Raw genomic sequence first — 26962 nt, 5'->3', positions numbered from 1 at the left:
TCAAAACCTTGTCCAAAGACGATTTTTATAGCGAGCTGCCCAGCTTCTCGGATTTCAGTACGGTCGCCTTGCTGGACGAATACCGGCCGGTTCCAGATGACTGGTACGTCCTTGCGGCCGACATCGTGCGTTCCGGTGATGCTGTCGCCGCGGGCCGGTACAAGGAAGTCAACATGGTTGGAGCCGCGGTGATCGCGGCTGTCCTGAACCGGATCGGCAGTGACCGCGTGCCGTTTGTCTTCGGCGGCGATGGTGCGATGCTGGTTGTGCCCGAACACGATGTCGAGGCAGCCAGGGATGCGCTGGCCGGCGTCGTCGGTCTGGCGCGGCAGGTCATGGAGCTGGAGCTGCGAGCCGCTGCAATTCCGGTTGCCCATATTCGGGCACTGGGCGGCGATATCCGCCTGCGCAAGTATCGTCTCAGTCCCGGCAATCATCTCGCCATGATCCTGGGGGACGGTTTGGCAATCGCGGATCGCATCCTGAAAGATCCCGAGAAAGCCAGGCCTTTTGCAGTCTCTAGTCCCGATGCGGCCTTGCCGCCGCTGGACGGGTTATCCTGCCGATGGGAGCCGCTTCCTTCGCGCAACGGCCATATCGTGTCCTTGATCGTCAAACCGACAGGACGTACCCCCATGCAGGACATCCTGCGCGGGCTTGCCGATAAACTTGGCTATGATCCCTTGAGGGACGACAGCAAAACCAGACTGGCGGACAAGAGCCGTCTGCGCTTCCGTTTTCCACCAACGGGAACGCGCTATGAAGTGCGTCTAGGCTCGCCGGGCAAACATTTGCGCGGATGGGCAAAGGCGCTGCTGGAATCGGTGGTTTTCGTTATCAGCTACCATACGGGCTGGCGTGTCGGCCCCTTCGATCCGAAACGCTACTTTCCGGAGCTTGGCCTCAACACGGATCATCGCAAGGTTGGCGACAGCCTTCAGCTCGTTCTCGATTTGTCGCCCGAGCAGTTTGAAGATGTCGAGGACTATCTGAAGTCTGGCTATGCTGCCGGCGATCTCGTGTACGGGCTGCACGTTTCCGCGTCAGCTCTGATGACCTGCTTCGTCGAGGATATCGGCAAGAGCCGGCATATCCATTTTGTCGACGGGGCTGACGGCGGCTTTTCCCTGGCGGCTGCCGAGTTCAAGAAAAGGCAGGCGGCCTTGGCGCCGGCAGCTGCTGGTCAGGCCTGACTGCGCAGCGGTCCGTGTCTTTCGAGAACGGTCATGGGTTGAGCGAAATTCTGTTTCAGGATCATCGTTGCAAGGTCGCTGTCGGGCACGGCCTTTGAAATCAGGAACCCCTGGATGACATCGCAGCCGTGGCGTTTCAGCCAGTCGCGCTCGCCTTCCGTCTCCACGCCTTCGGCAAGGACGCTTATGTCGAGGCTCTTTGCAAGGCTGATCAGCGCGCTGGTGAATTTCTGCAGAGCCGGGTTGGTGTCAACGCCGGAAATGAAACTGCGGTCGATCTTGACCCGGTCGACATTGAGATCGCGCAGGCTGGAAATGCTGGAATGGCCGGTTCCGAAGTCGTCCAGTTCGATGAAGAAACCCAACTCAGACAAGCGGGCGATATTCTGCTTGATGGGAGTTGCCGTGATTTCGTCGATCATCACCGCTTCCAGGATTTCCAGGCTGACATCGGCCGGCTGAAGGCCAAGGTCAAGAACTTGCCTGTGCAACGCGTCCACGGCCATGGCGCTTGTCAGAAGGCTGGCGGTGACGTTCAGGCCCAGATGGATGGCGGGCCGAGTCTTGCCGCTGAGGCTCGCGGCGAATTTCAGCGCACGGCTGCGCACCGCGTCCTCGACCTCCTCCATGTAACCAGCCTCCATGGCTGCCGGCAGGAAGGAACCGGGATAACGGATCTGGTCCTTGTCGATCCAGCGGGCAAGGGCTTCGGCGCCGACAACTTCTCCCGTGTGAATGTTTACCTGCGGCTGGAACCAGGCAACGATGTTGCCTTCCTTGAGCGCATTTTGAAGTTCCTTGGCAATCGCGTCGCCTTCCTCGAACGCGGCGCGCATTGCCGGTGTGAAGCGATCGAACTTGCGCGGGCCTTTCTGCTTTGCAGCCCGCAAAGCCAGAGCAGCGTCGGTGAGAATATGATCGGAGATCTGGTCACCCGGGCTGCTGATGAAGATGCCCGCATTGGCCTCGATCGCCGATCTGTTGTTGCCGATGATCCGGTCCGTTGCGATCTCCTGAAGCAAAGTGAAGGCGAGTTGCTCGAACCGCGCCGCCTTCTTGAGGCGTGGCCGCAGAAACAGGAACTCCGTTCCGCCAGTCCGGCACAGAAAGTCTTCCGGCCCGGCGTGCTGGGTCAACTGTTCGGCCACTTGTCGCAGAAGTGAATCGCCATTGTGGTCGCCGAACCGGTCGTTGACCTTCTTGAACTGGCGCAAGTCTATCAGGATCGCGCCCGTCCGAAGTCCGGGCTCTGCCGGCGGCAGGTTGCGGATGGTGTTCAGCAGGGCACGCCGGTTCGGCAGTCCGGTCAGGGGATCATGAAATCCGAGATTCTCGAACTCCTGCTGCGTTCTGTCGGCCAGCGCCCGGGACAGGGCAATGGCAATGGCAAAGGCTGCAACGATGACCAGTCCGCCGACAAGCCCGGCAAGGGTAACGGCAAACAGCGTTTCGGATCTTTGCCGCTGCAGGTCCATCAGGAGATAGTCGACGGTGGACTGCCACAGGGCGAAAGCGGCATTGACCAGCGCCGGCTGCATCTCCACCACCGGCTGGGAAATAACGTCCATGCCCTTTTCGGCGGTGATCGTTGAAGACAGCAGCTTCGATCCCGCGGTTTGAAAGGCAACATTTGTTGTTCGGAATGCTCTGGCCTGCTTCTGCAACAGATCAGCTTGCTCTCCGGTCAGGTCGTTGAAATATGCCACCGTGTCCCGCGAAGCGCCGTCGGCAGCAATCTTGTACTGGCCCCCCTGGACCGGGATCAGCATCTTGTCCCAGACATTGATCTCGCCCCGGGTGGAAATGCTCTTGGCATTGCTTGCCATGATTGCGGATTCAATCACCACGGTCGGCAAGGTGTCGGTGATCAGGTGCGGAAGCTTTGCGGTCTCGAAGGAAGATGTCGAACTCAGTCTGGTGACCTGGGAGATCGTCGAGGCAAGAATTCGCGCCTGTCGGAGCGCGAGGGGAATGTTGCCTTCTTTCAGGAAGGTATCGAGCGGTTCAATCAGATCGGCCGACCGTTCTTCACCGCCAAGGGCATTGAGCCGCCCGCGCAGATGGTCCGTCGTGTCGTGGATCTTGCCGGTGAGTGCTTTTTCCTGCATCAGCGGCCCCAGCGCCTCTATCAGGTGAAGCCCGGCAAGGCTGTTGTCGATCGAGTTGACCTTCTCGAATTTATTGTGAAACCAGAGTGAGGCAAAGAGCAGGCTGGGCGCCAGCAAAAATACGATCAGTCCAGTCAACCAGCCCCTGATCCGCAACGTTTTGCCTCTTGGTGTTTATTAGATCCCAACGTGTAATAGCGGTAGAGGTTTAAGGATTGGCAAATCCTAGGTCGAAATATCGCCAATCTTTCGCGAATTATCCTGTGTCGTTCAAGAACATGTTATCGATACACGCTTCAGGAGGCATGGCTTCCATTCAAAAACTACTTGCCATCAATTTTGACAAGGCTGGCGGACAAATGGACTTGCCAAAAATACCCGTATTCCCGGCTGCGGGCTTGAGCTTGCGGGCGCGATGGCGTATCGCTCGGCGCCTGACATTTCATTTGCAAGCCTCGGTCACCGTTCATGTCGCATAACAGTTTTGGTCATCTTTTCCGGGTCACCACCTGGGGCGAAAGCCACGGTCCCGCAATTGGTTGCGTGGTCGACGGTTGCCCGCCGCTCATTCCGCTGACGGAGGCCGACATCCAGGGCTTCATGGACAAGCGCAAGCCTGGGCAGTCCCGCTTCACCACACAGCGGCGCGAGCCGGATGAAGTCAAGATTCTGTCCGGCGTCATGGTCGACGAGGACGGTATCCAGAAAACCACCGGAACGCCGATTTCGCTGTTCGTGGAAAACACCGACCAGCGCTCCAAGGACTATTCGGAGATCAAGGACCGGTTCCGTCCGGGCCATGCCGATTTCACCTACGATGCCAAATACGGTATTCGCGACTATCGCGGTGGCGGCCGTTCGTCGGCGCGCGAAACCGCCATGCGTGTTGCTGCCGGTGCCGTCGCCCGCAAAGTGCTGCAGGGCGTGAGCGTTCGCGGCGCTTTGGTGCAGATCGGGCCGCACAAGATCGACCGGGCCAACTGGGACTGGGCCGAAGTCGACAACAACGCCTTCTTCTGCCCCGATGCTGAGGCTGCCGCTTTCTGGGCGGACTATCTGGACGGAATCCGCAAGGCCGGCTCTTCCGTTGGTGCAGTCATCGAAGTGGTTGCGGAAGGTGTGCCGGCAGGTTGGGGAGCCCCGATCTACGGCAAGCTGGACACGGATCTTGCCGCGGCGATGATGTCGATCAATGCGGTCAAGGGTGTCGAGGTCGGCAACGGCTTCGACGCCGCAAGCCTGACCGGTGAAGACAATGCCGACGAGATCCGCCTCGACGACGTCGGCCGTCCAGTGTTCCTGAGCAACCATTCCGGCGGCATCCTCGGCGGCATCTCCAACGGAGATCCATTGGTCGTCCGGTTCGCGGTCAAGCCGACCTCTTCGATCCTGACCGAACGCAAGTCGATCACCAGCAAGGGGGAAGAGGTCAATGTCATGACCAAGGGCCGTCACGACCCTTGCGTCGGCATTCGTGCGGTGCCGGTGGGCGAGGCTATGATGGCTTGTGTCCTGGCCGACCATTTCCTGCGTCATCGCGGCCAGATCGGCTGACCGGCAGACGCTGAGGGTTACAACTCGTTACAATTCCGGAAGGCAAGGGCCATGGACCTTGCCCGTCATCTCCCTAGTTTTATCTCCAGCATGACGTCTCATGCATTTCAGGGAGTGATGACATGAATGAAATGACGCCGGTGCGCCGTATGACGGCAAAGGACTTTCCCCAGGAACTGCTCGATCTCTATGATTTCTACGCGCATGGAAAGATCACCAAGCGCGAGTTCATGAACGGGGCCGCAAAATTCGCGGTCGGTGGACTGACTGCCGCCATGCTGCTCGACCAGCTGTCGCCGAATTATGCGCTTGCCCAGCAGGTTGCGCCGGACGATGCCGGCATCGTCACCGAACGCATCACTTACCCGTCTCCGAATGGCCATGGCGAAGTCAACGGCTATCTGGTGAAGCCGGCAGGCGCCACAGGCAAGCTTCCGGCGGTGCTGGTCGTACACGAGAACCGGGGTCTCAACCCATACATCGAGGATGTCGCGCGCCGCCTCGGCAAGGCGGGTTTCATGGCGCTGGCACCTGACGGCCTGACTTCTGTCGGCGGCTATCCCGGCAATGATGACCAGGGCCGCGAATTGCAGCGCACGGTCGACGGCACTAAGCTGATGAACGACTTCTTTGCGGGCTTTGAGTATCTGCTCAACAGCGACGACAGCACCGGCAAGGTTGGCGCGGTCGGCTTCTGCTACGGCGGCGGTGTCGTCAACGCCATTGCGGTTGCCTATCCGGAGCTTGCCGCCGGGGTGCCCTTCTACGGCCGTCAGCCGGACGCCGCTGACGTCTCAAAGATCGAGGCTCCCCTGATGTTGCAGTATGCCGAGCTGGACGAGCGCATAAATGCCGGTTGGCCGGCCTATGAGGAGGCTCTGAAGGCCAACGGCAAGACCTATGTGGCGCATATGTATCCTGGCGTGAACCACGGCTTCCACAACGACACCACGCCGCGTTACGACGAAGCGGCCGCAAAGCTCGCAGAGCAGAGAACGGTCGAATTCTTCAAGGAAAATCTGATGTAGGGCAGACAGGGCCTGCTCTTGTCTCGCCATCCCGGTTCCGGCTTCGCCTGGCCGGGATGGCCAAGATCAGCCTGCTCGTTGCTGGGCGCGGAGACAGTTCGGCCCGATGTCCTTTACGGACAGGTGCCCGGTCAGACGAACTTGAAAGCCCGGATACGGCTCAGGATTTCTTCCGGGTCGGCTGCGAGCGTGTGCAGGTTGATTGCGATCAGTTCCCGGCCATGCTCGCGCGGTGTGCGCTTCCAGTTGCGCATCATGAATTTCTTCCAGACCGGAAAGGTCTGTGCCTTGGTAACGGCATCGTCCAGGGAGCGGGTCAGGAGGACATCCAGGCGCACCAACTCGATGTTGCGCACGGATGTCCGTTTCACGTCCGTCATCCGGATTGCGGCCCAGTCAATGAAACCGATGCGCTCCACATACAGGCCGTCCTCGTTGGCGCCGAGCTGGGGCTTGCCTTTCTCGATCATCGGATAATGCCAATAGGCAATCCCGAGAGGGGCGAGGGCGGCGAGCGCCAGCAATGGAAGATTGCCGACGGCTCCGATTACGGCGAACAAAATGCCGAGGATCAGGCTGCCATAGACGATGCTCTCGCTCTGGCTGCGGTTAAAGCCGACGGTGAAGGGCACCGGGGCCGGCTTTGCGTTGTCCTCTTGCTTGACTGCCTCTGTCTTCGCCGCCATGAAAGGCCCCTTCCGAAGGATCCTCAGGTGTCGAGGATCTCTGTTTCGTCAATCTTGATGTCGAAGCCTTCCAGCCCAACGTAATGACGCTCACGGGAGGCCAGCAGGCGAATTGAACTGACGCCCAGGTCCTTCAGGATCTGTGCGCCAAGCCCGACCTCACGCCATTGTTCCTGTCTAGCTTGTGCGGAGCTGTGTTCCTCGGAATCGGCGGCTTCAAAGTCCGATCTCGCCCGTTTCGACTGACGGGCAACACCCACCGAACCTTCACGCAGATAGACGATGACACCCCGTCCGCGATCCGCGAAATGCTTCATGATCTGATCAAGTGGCTGAACGTCTCCAAAGACATCATCAAGGACGGATTCCAGTTGCAGACGCACTGGCACGCTGCGGCCGTCCAGAATGTCGCCATAGACGATGGCCAGATGGTGCATCGGGTCGTACGGGGTGGAATAGGTGGTGGCATAGGCCGGGCCGAAGACCGTGTCGACAGGCTGCTCGTTGACACGCTCCACCAGCTTCTCGGTCCGCTGGCGCCAGGCGATCAGGTCGGAAACGGAGACCATCTTCAGGTCGTGTTCCGCGGCAAACTCGGCCACCTGCTGACCGCGCTTGACGGTGCCGTCGTCATTGACCAGCTCACTGATGACACCGACCTGCTCCAGGCCGGCAAGACGGCACAGGTCAACGGCGGCTTCCGTGTGACCGGAGCGGATCATCACACCGCCTTCCTTGGCCACCAGCGGGAAGATGTGCCCCGGGCGCACGAAATCATCAGCGCCGACATTCGGGTTTGCCAGGGCGCGCACGGTGGAGCAGCGTTCCTCGGCCGAAATGCCTGTGGTCAGCCCCTGCCGGTAGTCGACGGAAATGGTGAAGGCGGTTGCCAGTGGAGCATCGTTTTCGGCAACCATCGGGTCGAGGCGCAGGCGCCGGGCATGGGCAACCGTCATCGGCGCACAGATGATGCCGGAGGTGTGACGCACCATGAAGGCCATCTGTTCCTGCGTGACCTTGGCAGCGGCGACGATCAGGTCGCCCTCGTTCTCGCGGTCGTCATCGTCAGTCACGACCACCATTTCTCCACGTTCGAATGCGCGGATTGCTTCTGCGACACGGGCCTGGGACACGGGATGCTCCTTGGTTGTAGACAGTCCGAGAAAGTCGTTGGGGGTTACGGCGCCATTGGTGGCAATGGCGATCTTGCGGGCCATATCCCGCGAGACCCAGACATTGGGGTCGTTGCATAGGGCAGTTACGGAGGCGGGCGACAGGTTGGCGCGGCGCGCAAAGGCGCTGCGGCTTTCCCCTGTCTGCATGAGCCATAGATCCAATCTCATGGCGTCGGATATACGCCCGAATGTTTTCAGTCTCAAGAGAAGAGGCGAAATTTTTCAGTGATACTGAAAGATCAGTCGTTTTTGATAAACTCGGCGACGCGGGAAACGAAGGCCGGAGCCATCCAGCGCTCCTCCAGCCCTGCCGCGTTGGCGAGGCCTGTCAGGTCTTCGGTGAGATAAGACGTAAAATACGGCTCGTGGAAAAGCTGCGGAAAGACCGACAGCAGGCCGTCATATTCCGGCACATCTCCTGTCTGCAGGCTGTCGACAAAAAGAAACGAGCCACCCGGCTTCAGAACGCGGGCCACTTCCGAGATGACCTGCTTGCGGACCTTCGGCGGCAATTCGTGAAACAGGAAGACGCAGGACACAACGTCGAGAGAGTCGTTCGCAAACGGCAATGTTTCGGCCAGACCGCAGACATACCTCGCGCGGGGCGACGGCAGGCGTTCACGGGCAACACTCAGATAGGGCTCGGACAGATCCAGGCCCGTGCCCTTGAGGCGTGGAAAGGCGGAAAGGGCGGGCCTCAGCAGGCCACCGGTACCGCAGGCAATATCGAGATACGAGACGCGGCGTTGGTCCTTGCGGCGTAGGATCCTGGCGAAAGGCACCAGGGCTCTGCGGCGCATCACGGCGGTGGCTCCCGAAAAGAGTACATCCACCTGGAAGTCGTAGAGCCGGGCGCTTTCCTCCGACAGCCAGCCATCGGTCTGAAAATGAAAGTTCTGCCGGTAATAACGAGGCAGGGCTGCTGCAAAGCCCTCGGTGGAATTCACTTCCTGGTGCGCGCCGCTTGCCCGCCGGCGCGCAACCTCCGGCACATCCTTGAAGAACGCACGGCTGGTCGCAACCAGCTCGCCCGGCGTCATGGTGCCGTCGGACGGCAGCGGATACACCCCGTTCTCGACGGCTTTGAGATCGTCCGCGAACAGCTTGACGATGTCCGACAGCATGCGTCGCTGGCTCGGCACCGGGCCTGTCGGCACTACTTTTGGTGTTTCGGGAAGCTGTTTCTGCAGGTCCCGGTTCATCCGCCGCATGGCTTCGGAATGCAGGGTATAAAGTGCGACCCGGCTGCCTTGATAAAGCGCATAACGCGTTCGCCGGGCGAGGCTCAAAAGCGGCGGCAGGCTGCGGGATCCTCTGACAGGTTCGAATTCCTCATCCGCCGCGCTCATGGCTCACTCCCCGATCAAGGCCTGGTCAACACCGCCACTGCTTCAATATGGGGCGAATAGTGGAACTGGTCCACCGGTGTGACGCTTTGCAGCACATATCCGCCGTCGAGCAGGATCCTCAGATCCCGGGCGAGCGTGGCAGGATTGCAGGACACGGCGACAATTGTCCTGACCTTGGAAAGAGCCAGCTGCTCCGCCTGTGCCTGGGCGCCCGCGCGCGGCGGGTCGAAGACCACGGCGTCGTAGGGTTCCAGTTCGTCCTTCACCAGCGGCCTGCGCGACAGGTCCCGCCGTTCGAAAGTGACTTTCTTCAAGCCCTGTGGTTTGCGTAGCGACTTGTCGAAAGCCGCCAGTGCCGCGGCATCGCCTTCCACTGCATGCACATTTGCTTGCCGGCCGAGCCGCAGCGCGAATGTGCCGACACCCGAAAAGAGATCGGCAACGGTTTTCGCCTTGCCGACACCTTCCAGAACGAGCTTGGACAGAGCATGTTCCGCCGCCAGCGTTGCCTGGGCAAAGCCGCCCGGTGCCGCAACAATGCCGATACCACCCATGTCAAGCAGGGGTGGGCGCAGCTCCAGAATGACTTCGCCATTGACCGAAAGCCGGGCAAGGTTCTGGTCGACGACCTTTTGCGACAGGGCCGGGATCTTGCGTTCGTATCCCTTGTCGGCCTTGTCGAGAGCGACATCCAGACCCGAGGTCGTCACCAGCACGGTGATGCGAAGCTCACCTTTTTTCGGCAGAACTTCCGAGGCTAGCGACTTGAGGCCGGGCAGCGCTTCGACGATGACGGGATCCAGCACCGGACATTCGGCGATATCGACCAGCCGGTGGCTGGCCTTTTCATGGTATCCGAGCAGGGTGTGGTGTCCGGCCCTTGTCGCGGTCAGTACAGCCCGGCGGCGTCCGCCTACGGTCGCTGCAATCGTGTCGGACACGTCGGTCTCGATACCGCGGTCACGCAAGGCCTTTTCGACAAGTCCGCGTTTCCAGGAAAGGTAAGGGGATTGCGCAAGGTGCTGCACGGAGCAACCGCCGCAGGCGTCGTAGTGTCGGCACACCGGTTCGACCCGGTTCGGGGACCTTTTCTCGATCACCGGATTTTGCGCGCGTCCGTCCACCACATTGGCCCGAACGGTTTCCCCGGGCAGGGCGCCGGCCACATAGATGGTCCCGGTCTCCGTCTCGGCAACGCCGTCGCCACGGTGGCCGAGCGTCGTGATTTCAATCTCTCTCTCGCTCATGGCCGAGCGATAGCGCCAAGAAGGGGATTGAGCAAGCCTTGATCACGAGACCGTCTCTCCGCGACATCCCTGAACACAGCGGCTCGCGCTTGTTCGGGACCAAGAAGAGGGTAGGAAAGGGGCGATGGCGCTCAGCCGGCCTTCTTGCCGTAAAGCAGCCATTCCGCATTGCCGTCACCGCCCTTGACCGGTGAGGGGATAAGATCACCAGCCTGCCAGCCGGGCACTGTGTCCAGCCACATTTTCAGGGATTTTGCGGTTTCGACCGCAATCTCCGGATCGACCAGGCCGCCCTTGCCGATGTTGTCCTTGCCCGCCTCGAATTGCGGTTTCACCAGGAAGACACCTTCCGCGCCTTGCGCCGCAAGCGCAAGCGCGGGCGGCAGGGCAAGTTTCAGCGAGATGAAACTGACGTCGGAGACGAGCAGGGCCGGGGCATCTCCACCAAGATCCTCTGTTGTCAGATCCCGGGCATTGAGGCCATCACGTGCAGCCACCTTCGGATCCGTCTTCAGGCTGTCATGCAACTGGCCGTGGCCGACATCGATGGCGTGAACCTTTTCAGCACCGCGTTCCAGCAGCACCTGGGTAAAGCCACCCGTGGAGGCGCCGATGTCGAGGCAGATCCGGCGTGCCGGATCGACGCCGAACCGGTCCAGGCCTTCGATCAGCTTCAGCGCAGCCCGGCTGACGTAGCCGGATGCCGGATCTTCAACGGTGATGCTGGCACCGGCTGACGTCTTTTGCGCCGGTTTTGTGCGCAGCGTTCCGTCGACGCTCACAGTCCCGCGCAGGATGGCGTCACGGGCTCTCGCCCGGCTGGGGAAGACACCCGTATCGACGAGATGCTGGTCGAGGCGTTGCTTGGACATGGGAAAATCAGAAGCAGCCGGCGATTGCCGAGATCAGACGGTCGGCAAAGACACGCTCACCGGCGTAAAGCCACAGAAATGCCGACAGCGCGACGAGGCCCGTCGCGCCGGCGGTCAGTCCCATGAACAGCGGCATGCGCATTGTGTCCGGCTTGCTCCAGATGTTGCCTCAGGAAGATGCCGGCGCGTTGTCGATGAGCCTGCGCAGCTTCTTCAAGGCGTTTTCCTCCGCCTCACCATAAGCAATGGTGCCGACGAACTTGTTGTCCGCACTCATCAGGTAGACGGCAGCGGAATGGTCCATCGTATAGTCGCCATCGTCAAGAGGCACCTTCTTGGAATACACCCGGTAGGCCTTCAGCATGGCGTCGATCTGTTCTCGCGAACCTGTCAGCGGCACGATGCGCTTGTCGAATGCCCAAACGTAATCGCGCATGACTTCGGGGGTATCGCGTTCCGGATCAACGGTGACGAACGCGTAGTTGAGCTTGTCGGCATCCGGTCCTAGTTCCGCCATCCAGCCCTGAAGCTCGGAGAGCGTCGTCGGGCAGACGTCTGGACAGAAGGTGAAGCCGAAGAACATTACGGTCGGCTTCGTGGAAAAGGTTTCATCGGTCACCGTTTCACCGCTGCCATTGACAAGTTCGAACGGGCCGCCAATGGCCGCCAGAGGTTCGATCAAGGCGCCGGTTCCCTTGTTGCCGGCGGTCTGCTGATAGACCAGCACTCCGGAGACGACCGCGAGCACGGCAACTGCCGCCCAGGCCACGTAGCGGAAGAGTTTCAAACCAGACATCGGTTTCGTCCTGTTCTGACCAGGGCCACCGGCAACCGCTTGTGCGCGGGGGCTCTGACACTTTGAAAATGAGTGCGGGCGCTTCATCGCGACCGAAGCAACGCCCGCCGACGGTGCTCAGTTCTTGCTGTGATCCATCTTGCCGTGGTCCATGGCGCCATGCTCCGCACCGGCGTCGGGGGTTTTGGCCCCCATCTTGGAAACAGCCAGTTCGACAGCAACATCCCCGGCTTTTTCAAAGGTCAGGACAACCGGAATTCTGGTGCCCTCTTCGAAGGGTTGATTGAGGCCCATGAACATGATGTGGAACCCACCCGGCTGAAGCGCAACCGTCTCGCCGGCCGGGATTTCGACACCGTCTTCCATCTTGCGCATTTTCATCACGCCGTCGGTCACCGCCATCTCGTGTATTTCCACCTTGGCGGCAACGTCGGAACTTGCCGCGACAAGGCGGTCTGCATCGGTGCCGTTGTTGACGATTTCCACGAAACCGCCACCTGCCTTGGCTTTCGGCGGGGTTGCGCGGGTCCAGGGATGGTTGAGCGTCAGCTCGCCAACCTTGTAGTCGTGCGCGAGTGCGGACAGGGAGACAAGCGAAAGGGCGGCGGCAACCGCAACGGATTTCCAGAGTTTCATAATGCTATTCCTTAAGGTCTGAGAAGTCGAAATGTCTTTCAGATCAAGGAAGGCGGAGCCCTTATGGCAGCGGTTCGCCGGGCAGAAGCCAGGACAGCCTGTTGCCTGGTTAGAAAATGGGGATTGGCGGCGCTCGCGAGCAGTCGATCCGGAAGCGGGGCAGTGCTCGCAAGGCAGGGCGCGATTGCGCAACCGTGGGCACAGACCGGGCCGCACTGGCAGGTTAGAGGGTTGTGTGGCCCAGGAAGGCTCTGCTCTTGCCCGGAGGGCTGGCAGAGGCTGGTGAGACCTGCGGCAACCGCCGCGTCCGAAGACAGCGCACTGGCCAGCACCAGCAGCACAAGTCGCATCGCAAAGGCAAGGGTTGCCAGTGCCACCAATGGGTGGCGCTCCTGCCTCAGACGTTGCAGCTTTGTGATGCGCGAACTCATGCTGCGGCTATAAGCCGGTTGCAAGGCCGTGTCGAGGGGCGAAACCGCGCAGGCGCCAGGGACGGGCCGTGACGCAACGCCATGGGCCCGCGAACCGCAAGATGGCATCAAGTTTTTGGCGTAGGCCTGTCAGGTGTCTCGCTCGACGTTTGTTCCGGTTCGGCGCCTTCGGCAGACCCGGCAGGTTCCTCGGACTTGGTCTCATTCTCGGACGACGTATCGAAATTGTAGATGTCGTCTTCGTAGGCCGGGAATTCCTCGGGTGGGATGACATATTCTTCGGAAGCTGCGTCCAGTGCTTCGGCGGAGATAACCGAACCGACCTGAGCGGTGGATGCGTATTCGAAGTCTGTCTTTTCTTCGGCCGTCGGTGCCACGCGGGTGACAACACGGGCAAGGATGAAGATCACCATCAAGATATTCGCCGCGATGATCATGATGTAGAGACCGGATGGGCCGGTGTGGCTCATGATCATGGAGGCCGCCAGAGGTCCTATGATCGAACCGATACCGAACGACAGAAGCATGCCGGAGGAGGTGGCGACGAAATCTTCGGAAGCCGCGTGATCGAAGGCGTGCGCAACCGCGATTGCATAAAGCGGCTGCACGGCCATGCCCATCGCCACCGCACTCAGGATGGCGACCATGAAGTCCTTCGGCGAGAAGAACACGATTGCCATCGAGACGGCTGCAGTCGCGATGCCGAGACCGGCGATCACGAGACGACGGTCGATGCGGTCGGAGAGCCGGCCCACTGGCCACTGCGCAATAAGACCACCGCCGACGATGGCGGCGGCATAAAACGCGGCTTGCTTGGTGGAAAGGCCAATCTGCGACCCGTAAAGCGACGAGAGCGTAAGCAGAGCCCCTTGCGAGGCACCAATGAAAAGCACACCGACAAATGCTGCCGGGGAGTTCTTGTAGAGCTTCTTTGGCTGGAAACGCACCAGCGTGATTGGCGCGGGCTGGGTCGATGTGGTCAGCGAAACGGGCATCACCGCAAGGGACACCATCACCGAGGCAATTGCGAAGGGGATGAAATCGGCGATGTTCATCGACGCAATAGAGATCTGCCCCAGCATCAGGGCGCCAAACAGGACGACGATGTAAAACGACATCACCGTGCCGCGGTTTTCGTTCGACGCGCTTTCGTTGAGCCAGCTTTCGACGATCATGTAGAAGCCGGCAAGACTGAAGCCGGAGATCATGCGGATGATCATCCAGGCATAGGGGTCGATGATCACCGGATGCAGGATGGCGGCAGCCGACATCAGCGAAACCAGCGCGGCAAAGGCACGAATGTGACCGGCCCGCATGATCACCAGCGGCGCACCAAGACAGCCGATCACCATGCCGAAGAAATAGGCCGAGGACACCAGACCGATTTCGAAGTCGGTGAAGTAAAACCGTTCCGCGGCCAGAGGCAGCAGTGTCGTCTGCAGACCGTGCCCGAATATCAGCAAGGCGACCGACAACAAGAGCGCGGATACGGAAAGAAGGGTCTGAGCCATGGCTGCATCCTGACGATGGATCGCCGCAGCTCCATCTGGAGCACTACGGCTGGTATCGAGCTCTGGAAATAAAACAAAAGCGCCGGTTTGAACCGACGCGACTGTTCCTTTCGACCAGCCTTTTCAGGTATGGCGTCTCGTGTCAATCACGATTGGTTTCCGCTCCCCAGACGACTTTTTGGCTGGACGCTTTCGATACCTGTTTTGGTGGCGCCGGCTTGTGGACGGTCAGGCGCGTTGCGGCGCACTGACCGAGGCGGTGCCGAGTGCGGTGAAGACCGTTTTCAGGATGCCGTCGCAGTCAAGTCCTGCCCGGGCATACATCGCGTCCGGCTTGTCGTGATCCATATAGGCGTCCGGCAAAGCCAGGGCGCGTACCTTCAGCCCGTTGTCCAGCAGGCCTTCCTCGGCAAGCCTTGTCAGCACGTGGCTACCGAAGCCGCCGGCGGAGCCTTCTTCGATCATGACAAGCACTTCATGCTCGCGGGCAAGGCGCCGGATCATGTCCATGTCCAGCGGCTTGGCAAAGCGGGCATCTGCGACGGTGGTCGAAAGCCCGGCGGCATCCAGCTCGTCAGCAGCCTTGAGGCATTCGCTCATCCGTCCACCGAAGTTCAGAAGGGCAACCTTGGTGCCTTCCCGGCGGATGACACCCTTGCCGATTTCAAGCACGCTGCCGCGTTCCGGCATGTCGAGGCCGACACCTTCTCCGCGCGGATAACGGAACGAAATCGGGCCTTCGTCATAGGCAACTGCAGTTGCCACCATGTGGCGCAGTTCCACCTCGTCCGAAGCGGCCATGACGACAAAACCGGGCAGACAGGTGAGGAACGCGGTGTCGAAGGCACCTGCGTGGGTCGGACCATCCGCGCCAACAAGACCTGCACGGTCTATCGGAAAGCGCACCGGCAGGCCCTGGATCGCCACGTCGTGCACGACCTGGTCATAGGCGCGCTGCAGGAAGGTGGAGTAGATCGCGCAAAACGGCTTGAAGCCTTCGGTCGCAAGGCCCGCGGCAAAGGTGACCGCATGCTGTTCGGCGATGCCGACATCGAAGGTGCGTTTCGGATAGGCTTCGCCGAACAGATCAAGGCCGGTTCCATCCGGCATGGCAGCGGTGATCGCGACCACCCTGTCGTCCGTTTCCGCTTCCTTGATCAGCGAAGTCGCGAAGACGTTGGTATAGCTGGGCGCATTGGCCTTCGGCTTGGCTTGCTTGCCGGTGACAACATCGAACTTGGCAACGCCGTGATACTTGTCCTTTGCGCCTTCCGCAGGCGCGTATCCCTTGCCCTTCTGCGTGACCGCATGGATCAAGATCGGTCCGTGGTGTGTGTCGCGGACATTCTTCAGGACAGGCAGCAGATGTTCCAGGTTATGCCCGTCCACCGGACCGACATAATAGAAACCGAGCTCCTCGAACAAGGTGCCACCCGTCCAGAAACCGCGGGCATATTCCTCGGCGCGGGCGGCCTTCTCGAACACCGGCTTGGGCAGGTTCTTGACCAGGTTCTTGGCCGCATCGCGGAAGGTCTGGTAGGTCGGGCCCGACACGAGCTTGGCCAGATAGGCTGACATGGCACCGACCGGCGGTGCAATGGACATGTCGTTGTCGTTGAGGATGACGATGAGGCGCGAACCGAGATGGCCGGCGTTGTTCATCGCTTCGTAGGCCATGCCGGCGGACATGGCACCGTCGCCGATCACCGCAATGACGTTGTTGTTGGCGCCCTTGAGATCACGTCCGGCAGACATTCCGAGGCCTGCGGAGATCGACGTGGAGGAGTGCGCGGCCCCAAACGGATCGAAAGCGCTTTCGGCGCGTTTGGTGAACCCCGAAAGGCCATTGCCCTGGCGCAGGGTACGGATCCGGTCGCGGCGTTCCGTAAGGATCTTGTGCGGATAGCACTGATGGCCGACGTCCCAGATCAGCTTGTCTTCAGGTGTGTTGAAGACATAGTGCAGGGCCACGGTGAGTTCGACGACGCCAAGCCCGGCGCCCAGATGACCGCCGGTAATCGACACGGCGTCGATCGTTTCCGCGCGCAATTCGTCGGCGAGCTGCTTGAGTTCGCTTTCATCGAGCAGGCGCAGATCGGCCGGGGTCTTGACCTTGTCAAGAAGAGGGGTGTCGGGCTTGGAAGTCACTCTGGAGATAGCTCCACGATTTGAAACATGGCGGGCAGGCATACACCAACCGGATATAGGGCGCAAATCGGGCGGGGGGTATGCGCCAAATTGGCCCCATGATTTCAAGGACCGGTCCGGACTGCCCTTGTGTGAACAAACCTAGAGGTTGATTTGGCAGAAACCGTGCAACTTTTGACGAAAATACGCGCAGTCACCCCATAGGGTGATGCAAATCGTCTGGATTTGGCTTAGGGATTGAGAGTGGTCGATGGGGCCACGTGCACAGAGATCCACTTGGAGTCGTAATTCGCGGCTCCATTTTTTTATTCGCGCACTACTAAGCCCTTGCCGGAACGACAATAAATGCAGGCAGAGCGGGTGCAGGCATCTTTCGTCTGAAAACACGCTCAGAACAGCCGCGCAATCCTGTGCACGAGCCGTGCGAGCTCCAGTTGTGTGTGCACTCCGGTTTTCTCGTAGATGCGCCGCAGATGGGTTTTGGCGGTGTTCCGGGTAATGCCGAGGTCATCGACCGTGGTGCTCATGGCGCCGGTCATGGTCAGGTGCCAGGCCAGATGGGCTTCGGATTGCGACAGGTCGAAATGATCCTGAAGACAAAGTTCGATTTCGTCCGGCGGGTCTTTCGATTCCGTCACCCGGATCAGATGCAGCGGCTCTTCGCAGGTTCCTGGCGGCAGGTTCTGGTTTGAAACTGTCTCGAGCGAGATGCGGCGCAGAGACCCTGCCTCTGGTGCCAAGCTGAACAAGATGCTTTTCGGCTCTGCCATACCGCCGTTCTCAAATGCGCTCAGGTGCTCCTTAAGGGCAGCGTCCAGCTGCTTGTTCTTGATGGTCAGTGTCTGTCGCCGACAGGCCGCGATGTCCAGTTCCGACAATATCTCCAACCCGTCGGGTGTCTGAGCCAGGATGTCCCGTTTCCTGTCGATGAGAACGGCGGAGCCCTCCAGAACGGAAAGCAACAGTTGCTGGAACCGGTGCCTGAGGCGCTGTTTCTCCAGTTGGAAATGGACATTGAGCCCCGGCATCAGCGCTCTGACAACGGACCGGAATGTGGCGCTGGCCTGATCGGTGTCGATTGTCTCGGGAGCGCGACCGATGAAAAGGCATCCGAACAGGACGGATGAACGTTCCTTGCGCCAGACAGGAGTAGCTAGCCACGGAGCGTCTCGCAGCAATTTATCCGGAGCATCCGCGCGGGAAACAGAGCTTTCCTCCTGTCCGGGGGCTGAGGCTGTGAAGCGGCCGTTCGCAAGGGACGTCTTGCGATAGGGATGGAGCAGGGAGGCATCCGAGAGCAGGAATTGAAACGCGGTTTTGCCGTATTCCGTTTCGATGTCACTCAGAATGTTTGCCAGCATTATCGCTTGACGTTCACCGCCCAACGTCGGCAGCGACGTGCCATCCGCATCGTATTCGACAAGAAAGGATCTGCAATTCAGTTTGGTGTCTATGAAGTTCAGAACCGAGAGCCAGTCTTCGGATTGTGTCACGGGCTTGAGGGCCCGTGTAAGTAGTTCTACATGGTCATGTTCGCTAAGCGCAGGCATACTCTGTTGCGTCTACTAGTCACCACATTGATTTCATCTTGTTATTTCTAATAATTTTACCAATTCAACAAACAAATGGCAATCGAATAGAGAGGGGGTAACCTATGGTACGGTTGTGCATTCGGTAAATGAAATGAGGTCGTCTGCTTGTTGGAAGACGGGGGCAGGTCTTTGAATTTACTTTGGTTTATCCCCGGGAGGGCTTCATCGGCGGCATTGCGCTGTCCTGAGGGGTTCTCCAGACAAAATTGAGCGAGCCAGCACGCTTCGCCGCAGTCGCACCATCGCGTGCTCGTTGGCATAGGCACCTGTCGGGATCCGGGATCTATGCAAGTCGCGACAGGCATGTGTCTGTTTGAAGGCTCTTCCGGTCTGCCGGTCAAGCCTGCTGTGCAGCTTGGCTTTCAGAGCCATGCAAGTAACAGAGCGTGGACTTCCGCAGGTCAGATCAGCGTCAGGCCACCGCCGGACAGTTTCCTGTTTGGTCGAGACGAGACTACTGCGGGTCCAGCGCTTCGGTGCCACTGGCTTCACCGTTCTGACCAAGCTGGATTTTCTCGACCTTTGCTTCCGCGGACTTCAGAAGCGTGTCGCAATGCTTGCGCAGCGCGTCGCCGCGTTCGTACATGTCGATACTCCGCTCCAGCGGAACGTTGCCCTGTTCCAGTTCCCGCACAATGGTTTCCAACTGCTTCAGCGCGTCTTCAAAGGAAAGGCCGGCAATATCGTTGGCAGCATCGGTCATCGGTCGGATCCCGTTTGTCTGGATGTCGTCTGGTCTTGAGGGAAACTTGCGGTCTGTGGGCGGAAGGTCAAGGTTTCATTTGGGCCTGGCGCCGGTCATCCCCGTGCTTTTCGATCTTGTTCCGCTGAGTTGGCCAGCTTATCCGGTCATCAGGGTCATGACATGGGCCGCGACCGATCGCGCCAGGCCTTCAAGATCGTATCCCCCTTCAAGCACGGAGATCAGATGGCCGTTGCTGTGGGCGTCGGCCACGTCCATCAAGGCGCGTGTCGCCCAGGCAAAGTCGGCTTCGACCAGATTGAGCCCGCCAAGCGGGTCACGCATGTGGGCATCGAACCCTGCAGAAACGATCACCAGTTCCGGCGCGAAGTGATTGAGGCGTGGCAGGAGCAGAACCTCGAAAGCTTCCTTGAAGCCGGTTCCGTCTTCGCCCGGGGCCAGCGGTGCATTCACGATTGTGTTGGCTTCTCCGGTCTCCGAAGCAGCCCCGGAGCCCGGATAAAGCGGCATCTGATGTGTGGAGCAATACATCACCGTCGGATCGTCCCAGAAGATATCCTGAGTTCCGTTGCCGTGATGAACGTCGAAATCGACGATAGCCACCCGCTCCAGTCCGTATTTCGATTGTGCGTAGCGTGCGGCAACCGCCGCATTGTTGAAAAAGCAGAAGCCCATGGCACGGTCTTTTTCCGCATGGTGACCGGGCGGACGGGAGGCGGAAAAAGCGTTGTTGACCTTTTTCGTCAAGACCTCGTCAACAGCACGGCAGGCACCGCCGACGCCGCGCAGCGCCGCTTCCCAGGTGCCCGGCGACATGGTGGTGTCAGCGTCGACCCGGGCCGTTCCTTCCGCAGGGGCCAGCCGGTGGATCTGGTCGACATAGCTCATCGGATGCGCGCGGGCGATGTCTTCGACGGTTCCCATCGGCGCGAGATCGCGTTCCACGGACTGGAATTTTTCGTGCTCCAGGATCCTGTCGATGGCGCGGATGCGGTCCGGCCGCTCCGGATGCCCCACGGGTGTCAGGTGGTCGAGGTAGGACGAATGATGCAGAAGCAGCGTAGACAAGGGGCGTTTCCGGAAGGTCGATTGTTATCTTATGACTGTTTTGCATCAGAACGGTTGCCGGACAGGCTGTCAATTCCCGCATTGGAATAACAACTGCGCCTAAGTTGATGCGCGCCAGGGAGTGGAAACCTGGATTTTCCGATAAAATTCAAAAATTTAGATCGAGTGGAAATCAGATGCAGGTGCCGGACTGCCCAAAGGGGGTGTCTTCACTGTTGCGTTGGAATGGCTGGAGGGCGGCCTGAAGGACCGGAGCGCGGTGCTATTTACTGCCCCCCTCCCGAAACCGGCCTGGATGTCAAAGCTTGGTCGCACGCAGGCGAGGCAAATACCAGGTGCAGCCGGGCGCGGGCGACGTCTTGTGGAAGTGCTCTGCTGGCAATGCGTTTCCATCGGCTTTAACGGATTAAACTTGGATCGGCTGAAGGAAGATCAAAAAAAGGGGGCCGGCTATCTTGCCGGCCCTTACCGAGGTGCGAGCACCGCAATGCCCGAGGGGAGGTCCGCTGCATCTCAAATCTGATTCTTAAACTACGTGATTCCAGTAAGGGAATGCGAGCTTTTTACCGTAATCCATTTAGGGCATGGTGTTGATAAGTTTGCAGTAGAGGTGCGTATCCTGATGAGTATTGTATGAAATGCTTAACCAAAATCGGGGTTGGACAGCGACGGTTGCTTGTCCGTTAAAACGGAAACTTGCTGTTTTGCCCGCTTAACTTCAGGTGATCAGGATTCAGCTTGAGTTTTAGGACTTGCTTCCGAGTTGCTGTTTTTTAAGGCCTTTTGTTTTGGTGCCGAAGAATGCGTCAAATCACCGGGAAACAAATTTAGCCAGCTCAAGTGTTGGCTGGTGGTTCTATGCGTCAGTCGCGAGGCGCGGCTGCACGGCGCAGCCGATCGTTGATCGCTTCGCCCAGTCCAAAGCTGGGGATAAACTGCACCTTGATGATGCCGACACCCCGTCCATCCAGAAATCTCATGGCGCGAAACAGATTGGCCGCGGCTTCGGCAAGGTCGCCGGCTGGGCTCAGGTTGAATTCCGCCTGTGCGAATTCGGCACCCGGCAAACGGTCGGACCCGAAGGAAAGCAGTCCGTCGCCGGTAGTCACCTCTCTTGCGTTCAGCAACATCGCCGCGTCGGGCGCATAATGCGACGTCAGCATGCCCGGTGCAGCAGGAGCGTCCGGCCGCATCTCGGGGCTGGCGCCTTCAAGAGCCTGCCCAAGCACACGTTCGATATCTTCGCGGGCAAGACCGCCAGGCCGCAGCAACCGCGGCGTCCCGTCGAGGAGACCGACGATCGTGGATTCGATGCCGACTGCGCAGGCACCCGCATCAATGACAAAGCTGAGCGAAGGGCCGAGGTCGGCAACGACATCTTCTGCGCGTGTCGGACTGATCCTGCCGGACCGGTTTGCACTTGGCGCGGCCAGCGGTCTACCGGTTTTCTCTGCCAGAAATCGCATAACCGGACCGACCGGAACGCGAAGGGCAACGGACTGAAGCCCGGCTGTGGCCAGATCGGAAATCGGAGAATCCGGGCGTTTGGGGACAACCAGTGTCAGTGGGCCGGGCCAGAAGGCTTCCGCCAGCGCCAGCGCGCGTTCATCGAAAACGCCATGTTCCAGCGCCGCGTCCAGTGTCTGTACGTGAGAGATGAGCGGATTGAACTGCGGCCGACCCTTGGCTGCAAAAATCTTCGCGCAAGCCGTGCCGTTGGTCGCATCGGCGGCAAGGCCATAAACGGTTTCCGTCGGAACTGCCACGAGTTCACCCGCCAGCAGGGCGGCGCAAACCGCATCAGCTTCAGGCGCTGCCTGCCAGTCGGGTGCCGTAATGTCGAGCGTCCAAGTCCGCATGTGCCTCACTCGATTGCGCATCCGGCATTCACGGGCAGCCTGGACGTGCGAAGATTCCCGTTTCGACAACAATTGTACAATGAGTTCCGGAAGGCGTGGAGCCGACCGGACATGTCATTTCCGCAATTGACCAAAAAGACGATGACCTGCCGCTGCGATACGGGTTGACGTTAACGTCAACGGGTCTATTGTCCTTTCAAACCGCTGTCGATAGCGCCTTTTGCGGAGTAGCCTTGCCGCCGTCAAGCTCGGAACAGCGAAAACCGTCATTCGGCGGATTTAGAAAAAAGCCAATTGGTGTTGGGAGGACCTGAATGTATCGCGCACCCGTCGATGAGATTGCCTTCACTCTGAAACACGTCTGCGGTCTGTCTGACCTGCAAAAGAGTGCCCGTCACGCCGAACTTGGCGATGATCTTGTCGATGCCATCCTGACCGAGGCTGGCCGGTTCGCTGCAGAGGAAATTGCCCCCCTCAACGCGGTTGCCGACAAGCACGGGACGCCGCTTGCCGATGGCAAGGTGTCCACGCCTCCGGGCTGGCGCGAAGCCTATCATGCCTGGATCGAGGGCGGCTGGAACAGCCTGACCGCGGATCCTGAATCTGGCGGCCAGGGCCTGCCGGTGATGATGTCCGCGGCTGCGCTTGAAATGTGGAATTCCGGTTCGATGGCATTCGCAATCGGCCCGACCCTGACCATCGGCGCGATCGAGGCGATGGAAAAGCACGCTTCGGAAGAACTCAAGGCCAAGTACCTGGAGAAGCTGGTTTCCGGCGAGTGGATGGGCACGATGAACCTGACCGAGCCACAGGCCGGTTCGGATCTGAATGCGCTGAAAGCGAAAGCCGAGCGCCGGGATGACGGCACCTACCGCATCTTCGGACAGAAGATCTTCATCACCTATGGCGACCACGACCTGACCGACAACATCGTCCACATGGTTCTGGCGCGCCTGCCGGATGCGCCGGCTGGCACCAGAGGCATTTCGCTGTTCCTCGTGCCGAAGTTCCTGGTCAATGACGATGGCTCTCTGGGAGAGCGCAATGATGTGAAGGTTGCCGGTGTCGAGCACAAGATGGGCATCCACGGCTCCCCGACCTGCACCATGGTCTACGGCGACGAAGGTGGTGCCATCGGTTGGCTGGTCGGTGAGGAAAACCGGGGACTGGCCTGCATGTTCACGATGATGAACAACGCCCGTCTGGCGGTCGGTATCCAGGGGCTTGGAGTGGCGGAACGCGCCTATCAGCACGCGCTCGCCTACGCGCTGGAGCGCAAGCAGGGCAGGGCGCCGGGAGACACCGGTGAGGGCATGAGCCCGATAGCCCGCCATCCGGACATCAAGCGCATGCTCCTGGGCATGAAGGCACGCACGCAGGTCGCCCGGGCCATCTGCTATGCGTGTGCCCACGCCATCGACATGTCGAAGATTGCCGAGGACGAGGCTGGCAAGACCTTCTGGAGCGAACGCGCCAGTTTTCTAACGCCGATTGCCAAGGCTCTGCCGACGGATTTCGGCGTTGAAGTCGCTTCTCTTGGAATTCAGATCCATGGCGGCATGGGGTTTATCGAGGAGACGGGCGCCGCCCAGCACCTGCGTGATGCCCGCATCGCGCCGATCTATGAAGGCACCAACGGCATTCAGTCCATCGATCTGGTCATGCGCAAGCTGCCGCTGTCCGGCGGCGAGCACATCAAGGGGTTCATCGCGGAACTGCAGGCGGTGGCCGACGCGGTTGCAGCGTCCAACCGCCCGGAATTCGGAGCGACGGCGGACCGGCTTTCAGTCAGCATACGGGACCTTGAAGAGGCAACCGGGTTCATGCAGGGCGCGCAGGCGGACGGCAGGGTCGGCGATGCCCTGGCGGGGGCAACTCCCTATCTGCGGCTCGCCGGCCTGACCCTCGGGGGCGCCTTGCTTGCCAAGGGGGCGCTTGCCTCGGCAGGTGAACCGGCACAAAGGCTGGCCGAACGTACGCTGCTCGCGCGCAGTTTCTGCGAAACCACGTTGGGTGAAACCGCCGGTTTGAAGTCGGATATTCTTCTGTCCGCCGAAGCCATTCAGGCGTTCGACGCCGAAGCCCTGGCGTCCTGAACCGCCCGATTGGAGTAGAAAATGATCCGCAAGTCCCTGGAAGACGGTGTCCAGACCCTGCGTCTGGACCGGCCGGAAAAGAAGAATGCCCTGACTGGGCAGATGTACAGTGATCTCGCAGAAGCTCTGGAAACCGGCAACACGGATGCGGGCATCCGCTGTCATCTGATCTGCGGCCTGCCGGAAGTCTTCACGGCCGGCAACGATATTGGCGACTTCCTGCAATATGCGGGCAAGACAGGTCTTGGCGAAACGCCGGTGGTGCGATTCCTGCGGGCCTTGGTACGCAACGAAAAGCCCCTGGTCGCCTCCATCGACGGCATTGCCATCGGCGTCGGCACGACATTGCTGATGCATTGCGACATGGTGTTCGCCAGCCCGCGTGCGCTCATCCGCTCCCCCTTCGTCGATCTGGGGCTCGTTCCGGAGGCCGGCTCCAGTCTGCTCGGACCTCAGATCATGGGGCCCGCGCGGGCCTTTGAACTGCTGTGCCTCGGCAACGCCTTTTCGGCCGAGAAAGCCGCTCAGGCCGGGCTTGTGAACGAAGTCGTGGAAGGTGATGTCGACGCGGCAGCCCTGGCTTGCGCGAAGGAAATCGCCGCGAAGCCGCCTGAAGCGATGGCTCTCTCCAGAAAGCTCCTGCGCGGGGACACTGCTCGGCTTTCGGAGCGGGTGGAAGAGGAAATCAGGATCTTCGCTAGCCGGCTGAGTGTGCCGGAAACCATCGCCGCCTTCCAGGCTTTCATGACGAAAAAAAAGGCCTGAGCCCCATTGGGTCGGGACGACAAAACTGAAGACCGCAAGGTCGTCGCCGGAGAGCGACATACGGAGGAAACACCATGTCCCTGAAGGGCAAGACACTTTTCATCACTGGCGCATCACGCGGGATCGGCAAGGCGATTGCGCTACGAGCCGCGCGGGACGGCGCCAACATCGCCGTCGCCGCGAAGACGGCGGAACCGCATCCCAAACTGGAAGGCACGATCTATTCTGCCGCCGAGGAGATCGAGGCAGCCGGAGGCAAGGCGTTGCCGGTGCTGCTTGATGTGCGCGACGACGAAGCGGTCAAGGACGCAATGGACAAGACCGCGGCGCATTTCGGCGGCCTCGATATTCTGGTCAACAATGCCAGCGCCATCCAGTTGACGCCGTTGCAGCAGACCGACATGAAGCGGTTCGATCTGATGCATCAGATCAATACCCGCGGCACCCTGGCCTGTTCCAAACACGCCATCGATCATCTGAAACAGTCCGCCAATCCGCATATCCTGATGCTGTCGCCCCCGCTGGACATGCAGGAAAAATGGTTCGCACCGTTCACACCTTATTCCATCGCCAAATACGGCATGAGCCTGGTGGTGCTGGGGCTGGCCGGTGAGTTGCGCTCCAAGGGGATTGCGGTCAATGCGCTGTGGCCGCGTACGACCATTGCGACGGCGGCGATCAAGAACATCATCGGTGGCGACAAGATGATGCAGCAGAGCCGGACGCCGGACATTCTGGCCGATGCGGCCTATGAGATCTTCACCACACCGTCGCGGGAATTCACCGGGCAGTTCGTGATCGATGACACCTTCCTGGCCAGCCGGGGCGTTACCGATTTCGACAAGTACCGGGTGGATCCCAGCCTTGCTCTGGCACCTGATTTTTTCGTGCCGGAGGACAGCCAGGCACCGTGCGACCTGGGACCGGTCAAGAAATAGCGCCGGATCGCTCAGATCGTACAAAGGCATTTCAGGGCCGCCGGATCGACATCCGGCGGCCTTTTTCATTTAGCCGCGCAAGGTCTTCAGGGCGGTTGCCCATTTGGTCAACTCGCCCAGCAACTGCGTGGCGCCTTCGTTCATCTTGTCGTTCGGCGTGAAAACGCCTTCGTCGTTGATGAATTCTGCGAAGAACGGAACCGGCACCACCTGCGGCAGGGCCATGACATTGACGTTGGCCAGCAACTCACGCAGCGTCTGTGACGCACGCAGACCGCCGGAAATGCCACCGTAGCTGATGATTCCTGCCGCCTTGTAGTTCCATTCGCGGTAGAGCACCTGGATTGCGTTGACCAGGGATGCCGGTGTGAAATAGTCGTATTCCGGGGTCAGGAACAGGAAGGCGTCGGCGTCGGCAACGATGCTGCTCCAGCGTTTCGTGTGTTCGTGGGTATACTGCTGGGCAGCCGGATGAGCAGGCTCGTTCAGAAGCGGCAGGTTGATGTCGGCGAGATCGATACTTTCCACCTCGAAACCGCCATGGGCCTCGACGGCACTGGCCGCCCACTTCGCAATGGTTGGCCCGGCCCGACCGGGCCGCGTGGACCCGGAGATGATCTTCAGTTTCAGCGACATGATGAATTCCTTGAGAAACAGAAAATTGGGAGGAGTATCCAGACGATACCTCGGTATATGTTGGATACCGGCCTCAAATGATGTAAGACCGAGCCGACCGCAAGACGGCACTTTTTGGAAACCGAGGTATCCTTGATGAAACCGCTGGCGAAACCCGTCGAAGAATTGGGGCGCAAGCAATTGCCGCACCATGAGGATCCACGCTGCGTGCCTGTACGCAGGCTGCTGCAAACCGTCGGCAGCAAATGGTGCAGCCTTGTGGTTGCCCATCTTGAATACGAGCCGCGCCGGTTTTCCGATCTCAAGCGGTCGATTGGTGGCGTGACCCAGAAATCCCTGACGGCGACCTTGCGGGAACTGGAGAAGGACGGACTGGTCAACCGCGTCGTAACACCCAGCATTCCACCGCGTGTCGACTATTCCCTGACGCCGCTCGGAAGAACGCTTCTGGCGCCGCTCAAGGCGCTCACCGATTGGGCGATCGAGAACGAAGCCGCCGTTTCCTCCGCTCGCGAACGGTTCGAGCAAGAGAACGGAGCGGATTGATCCGAAGGGTTGATATCCGCCGATT

The 26962-nt window shown here is 60.0% G+C and carries 23 protein-coding genes; 7 read left to right on the top strand and 16 right to left on the bottom strand.

Going from position 1 to position 26962, the window contains the following annotated elements; genetic code table 11:
* Window positions 1–8 precede the first annotated feature (8 nt).
* Complete coding sequence (locus ACYQ54_RS13985; protein ID WP_460083274.1) at window positions 9–1193, top strand: DUF3095 domain-containing protein; 1185 nt, start codon at window positions 9–11, stop codon at window positions 1191–1193.
* Here ACYQ54_RS13985 and ACYQ54_RS13980 read toward each other — a convergent pair.
* A complete protein-coding gene (locus ACYQ54_RS13980; RefSeq protein ID WP_460083272.1) occupies window positions 1184–3439 on the bottom strand; it encodes a putative bifunctional diguanylate cyclase/phosphodiesterase in 2256 nt (751 codons plus the stop codon). The genes ACYQ54_RS13985 and ACYQ54_RS13980 overlap by 10 nt on opposite strands.
* 330 nt (window positions 3440–3769) lie before the next feature.
* Here ACYQ54_RS13980 and aroC point away from each other — a divergent pair, with 330 nt between their 5' ends.
* Both aroC and yghX read left to right on the top strand, forming a co-directional pair.
* A complete protein-coding gene (gene aroC, locus ACYQ54_RS13975; protein ID WP_460083270.1) occupies window positions 3770–4855 on the top strand; it encodes a chorismate synthase in 1086 nt (361 codons plus the stop codon).
* A gap of 140 nt (window positions 4856–4995) precedes the next feature.
* Window positions 4996–5883, top strand: coding sequence for a YghX family hydrolase (yghX, locus tag ACYQ54_RS13970; protein WP_460084805.1), 888 nt, complete (start codon window positions 4996–4998; stop codon window positions 5881–5883).
* A 131-nt stretch (window positions 5884–6014) separates the two neighbouring features.
* Here yghX and ACYQ54_RS13965 read toward each other — a convergent pair whose 3' ends face one another.
* From ACYQ54_RS13965 to ACYQ54_RS13900, 14 genes are all read right to left on the bottom strand, one after another.
* Window positions 6015–6569 (bottom strand): hypothetical protein, encoded by a 555-nt coding sequence (locus tag ACYQ54_RS13965; RefSeq protein ID WP_460083268.1) that lies wholly within the window; start codon window positions 6567–6569, stop codon window positions 6015–6017.
* Window positions 6570–6592: 23 nt separating this feature from the next.
* The gene (ribB, locus tag ACYQ54_RS13960) at window positions 6593–7912 is read right to left on the bottom strand and encodes a 3,4-dihydroxy-2-butanone-4-phosphate synthase (RefSeq protein WP_460083266.1); all 1320 of its coding nucleotides are present in this window, start codon (window positions 7910–7912) and stop codon (window positions 6593–6595) included.
* 71 nt (window positions 7913–7983) lie between these two features.
* Entirely contained in the window at window positions 7984–9093 is a 1110-nt protein-coding gene (locus tag ACYQ54_RS13955) for a class I SAM-dependent methyltransferase (protein WP_460083264.1), read from the bottom strand.
* A 14-nt stretch (window positions 9094–9107) separates the two neighbouring features.
* On the bottom strand, window positions 9108–10340 hold the full coding sequence (locus ACYQ54_RS13950) for a class I SAM-dependent RNA methyltransferase (RefSeq protein ID WP_460083262.1): 1233 nt from the start codon (window positions 10338–10340) through the stop codon (window positions 9108–9110).
* Between the two features lie 131 nt (window positions 10341–10471).
* Entirely contained in the window at window positions 10472–11212 is a 741-nt protein-coding gene (locus tag ACYQ54_RS13945; RefSeq protein WP_460083260.1) for a TlyA family RNA methyltransferase, read from the bottom strand.
* A gap of 7 nt (window positions 11213–11219) precedes the next feature.
* Window positions 11220–11348 (bottom strand): hypothetical protein, encoded by a 129-nt coding sequence (locus ACYQ54_RS13940; RefSeq protein ID WP_286192660.1) that lies wholly within the window; start codon window positions 11346–11348, stop codon window positions 11220–11222.
* Window positions 11349–11381: 33 nt separating this feature from the next.
* Window positions 11382–12008, bottom strand: a complete 627-nt coding sequence (locus tag ACYQ54_RS13935) for an SCO family protein (protein WP_460083257.1) — start codon at window positions 12006–12008, stop codon at window positions 11382–11384.
* Window positions 12009–12125: 117 nt separating this feature from the next.
* The gene (locus tag ACYQ54_RS13930) at window positions 12126–12644 is read right to left on the bottom strand and encodes a copper chaperone PCu(A)C (RefSeq protein ID WP_460083255.1); all 519 of its coding nucleotides are present in this window, start codon (window positions 12642–12644) and stop codon (window positions 12126–12128) included.
* A 538-nt stretch (window positions 12645–13182) separates the two neighbouring features.
* On the bottom strand, window positions 13183–14607 hold the full coding sequence (locus ACYQ54_RS13925; RefSeq protein ID WP_460084802.1) for an MFS transporter: 1425 nt from the start codon (window positions 14605–14607) through the stop codon (window positions 13183–13185).
* A gap of 207 nt (window positions 14608–14814) precedes the next feature.
* Window positions 14815–16776, bottom strand: coding sequence for a 1-deoxy-D-xylulose-5-phosphate synthase (gene dxs, locus ACYQ54_RS13920; RefSeq protein ID WP_460083253.1), 1962 nt, complete (start codon window positions 16774–16776; stop codon window positions 14815–14817).
* A gap of 347 nt (window positions 16777–17123) precedes the next feature.
* The gene (locus ACYQ54_RS13915) at window positions 17124–18227 is read right to left on the bottom strand and encodes a helix-turn-helix transcriptional regulator (RefSeq protein WP_460083251.1); all 1104 of its coding nucleotides are present in this window, start codon (window positions 18225–18227) and stop codon (window positions 17124–17126) included.
* 553 nt (window positions 18228–18780) lie between these two features.
* Entirely contained in the window at window positions 18781–19029 is a 249-nt protein-coding gene (locus ACYQ54_RS13910; RefSeq protein ID WP_460083249.1) for an exodeoxyribonuclease VII small subunit, read from the bottom strand.
* 138 nt (window positions 19030–19167) lie between these two features.
* Entirely contained in the window at window positions 19168–20097 is a 930-nt protein-coding gene (locus tag ACYQ54_RS13905; protein ID WP_460083247.1) for a histone deacetylase family protein, read from the bottom strand.
* Between the two features lie 863 nt (window positions 20098–20960).
* Window positions 20961–21956, bottom strand: a complete 996-nt coding sequence (locus tag ACYQ54_RS13900; protein ID WP_460083246.1) for an L-threonylcarbamoyladenylate synthase — start codon at window positions 21954–21956, stop codon at window positions 20961–20963.
* Between the two features lie 314 nt (window positions 21957–22270).
* On the opposite strand from ACYQ54_RS13900, the gene ACYQ54_RS13895 reads away from it, so the two are divergent.
* The 3 genes from ACYQ54_RS13895 (at window position 22271) to ACYQ54_RS13885 (ending at window position 25755) form a co-directional block, all read left to right on the top strand.
* Entirely contained in the window at window positions 22271–24052 is a 1782-nt protein-coding gene (locus tag ACYQ54_RS13895) for an acyl-CoA dehydrogenase (protein ID WP_460083244.1), read from the top strand.
* 21 nt (window positions 24053–24073) lie between these two features.
* On the top strand, window positions 24074–24817 hold the full coding sequence (locus ACYQ54_RS13890) for a crotonase/enoyl-CoA hydratase family protein (protein ID WP_460083243.1): 744 nt from the start codon (window positions 24074–24076) through the stop codon (window positions 24815–24817).
* 74 nt (window positions 24818–24891) lie between these two features.
* Window positions 24892–25755, top strand: coding sequence for an SDR family oxidoreductase (locus tag ACYQ54_RS13885; RefSeq protein ID WP_460083241.1), 864 nt, complete (start codon window positions 24892–24894; stop codon window positions 25753–25755).
* 69 nt (window positions 25756–25824) lie between these two features.
* Here ACYQ54_RS13885 and ACYQ54_RS13880 read toward each other — a convergent pair whose 3' ends face one another.
* On the bottom strand, window positions 25825–26391 hold the full coding sequence (locus ACYQ54_RS13880) for an NADPH-dependent FMN reductase (protein ID WP_460083239.1): 567 nt from the start codon (window positions 26389–26391) through the stop codon (window positions 25825–25827).
* A 135-nt stretch (window positions 26392–26526) separates the two neighbouring features.
* On the opposite strand from ACYQ54_RS13880, the gene ACYQ54_RS13875 reads away from it, so the two are divergent.
* Window positions 26527–26937 (top strand): winged helix-turn-helix transcriptional regulator, encoded by a 411-nt coding sequence (locus ACYQ54_RS13875; RefSeq protein ID WP_460083237.1) that lies wholly within the window; start codon window positions 26527–26529, stop codon window positions 26935–26937.
* Window positions 26938–26962 lie beyond the last annotated feature (25 nt).

Source organism: Roseibium sp. LAB1 (genome assembly GCF_054658235.1).
Note: the sequence above shows the minus strand (reverse complement) of the source record. Positions and strands in the feature narration are given on the sequence as shown.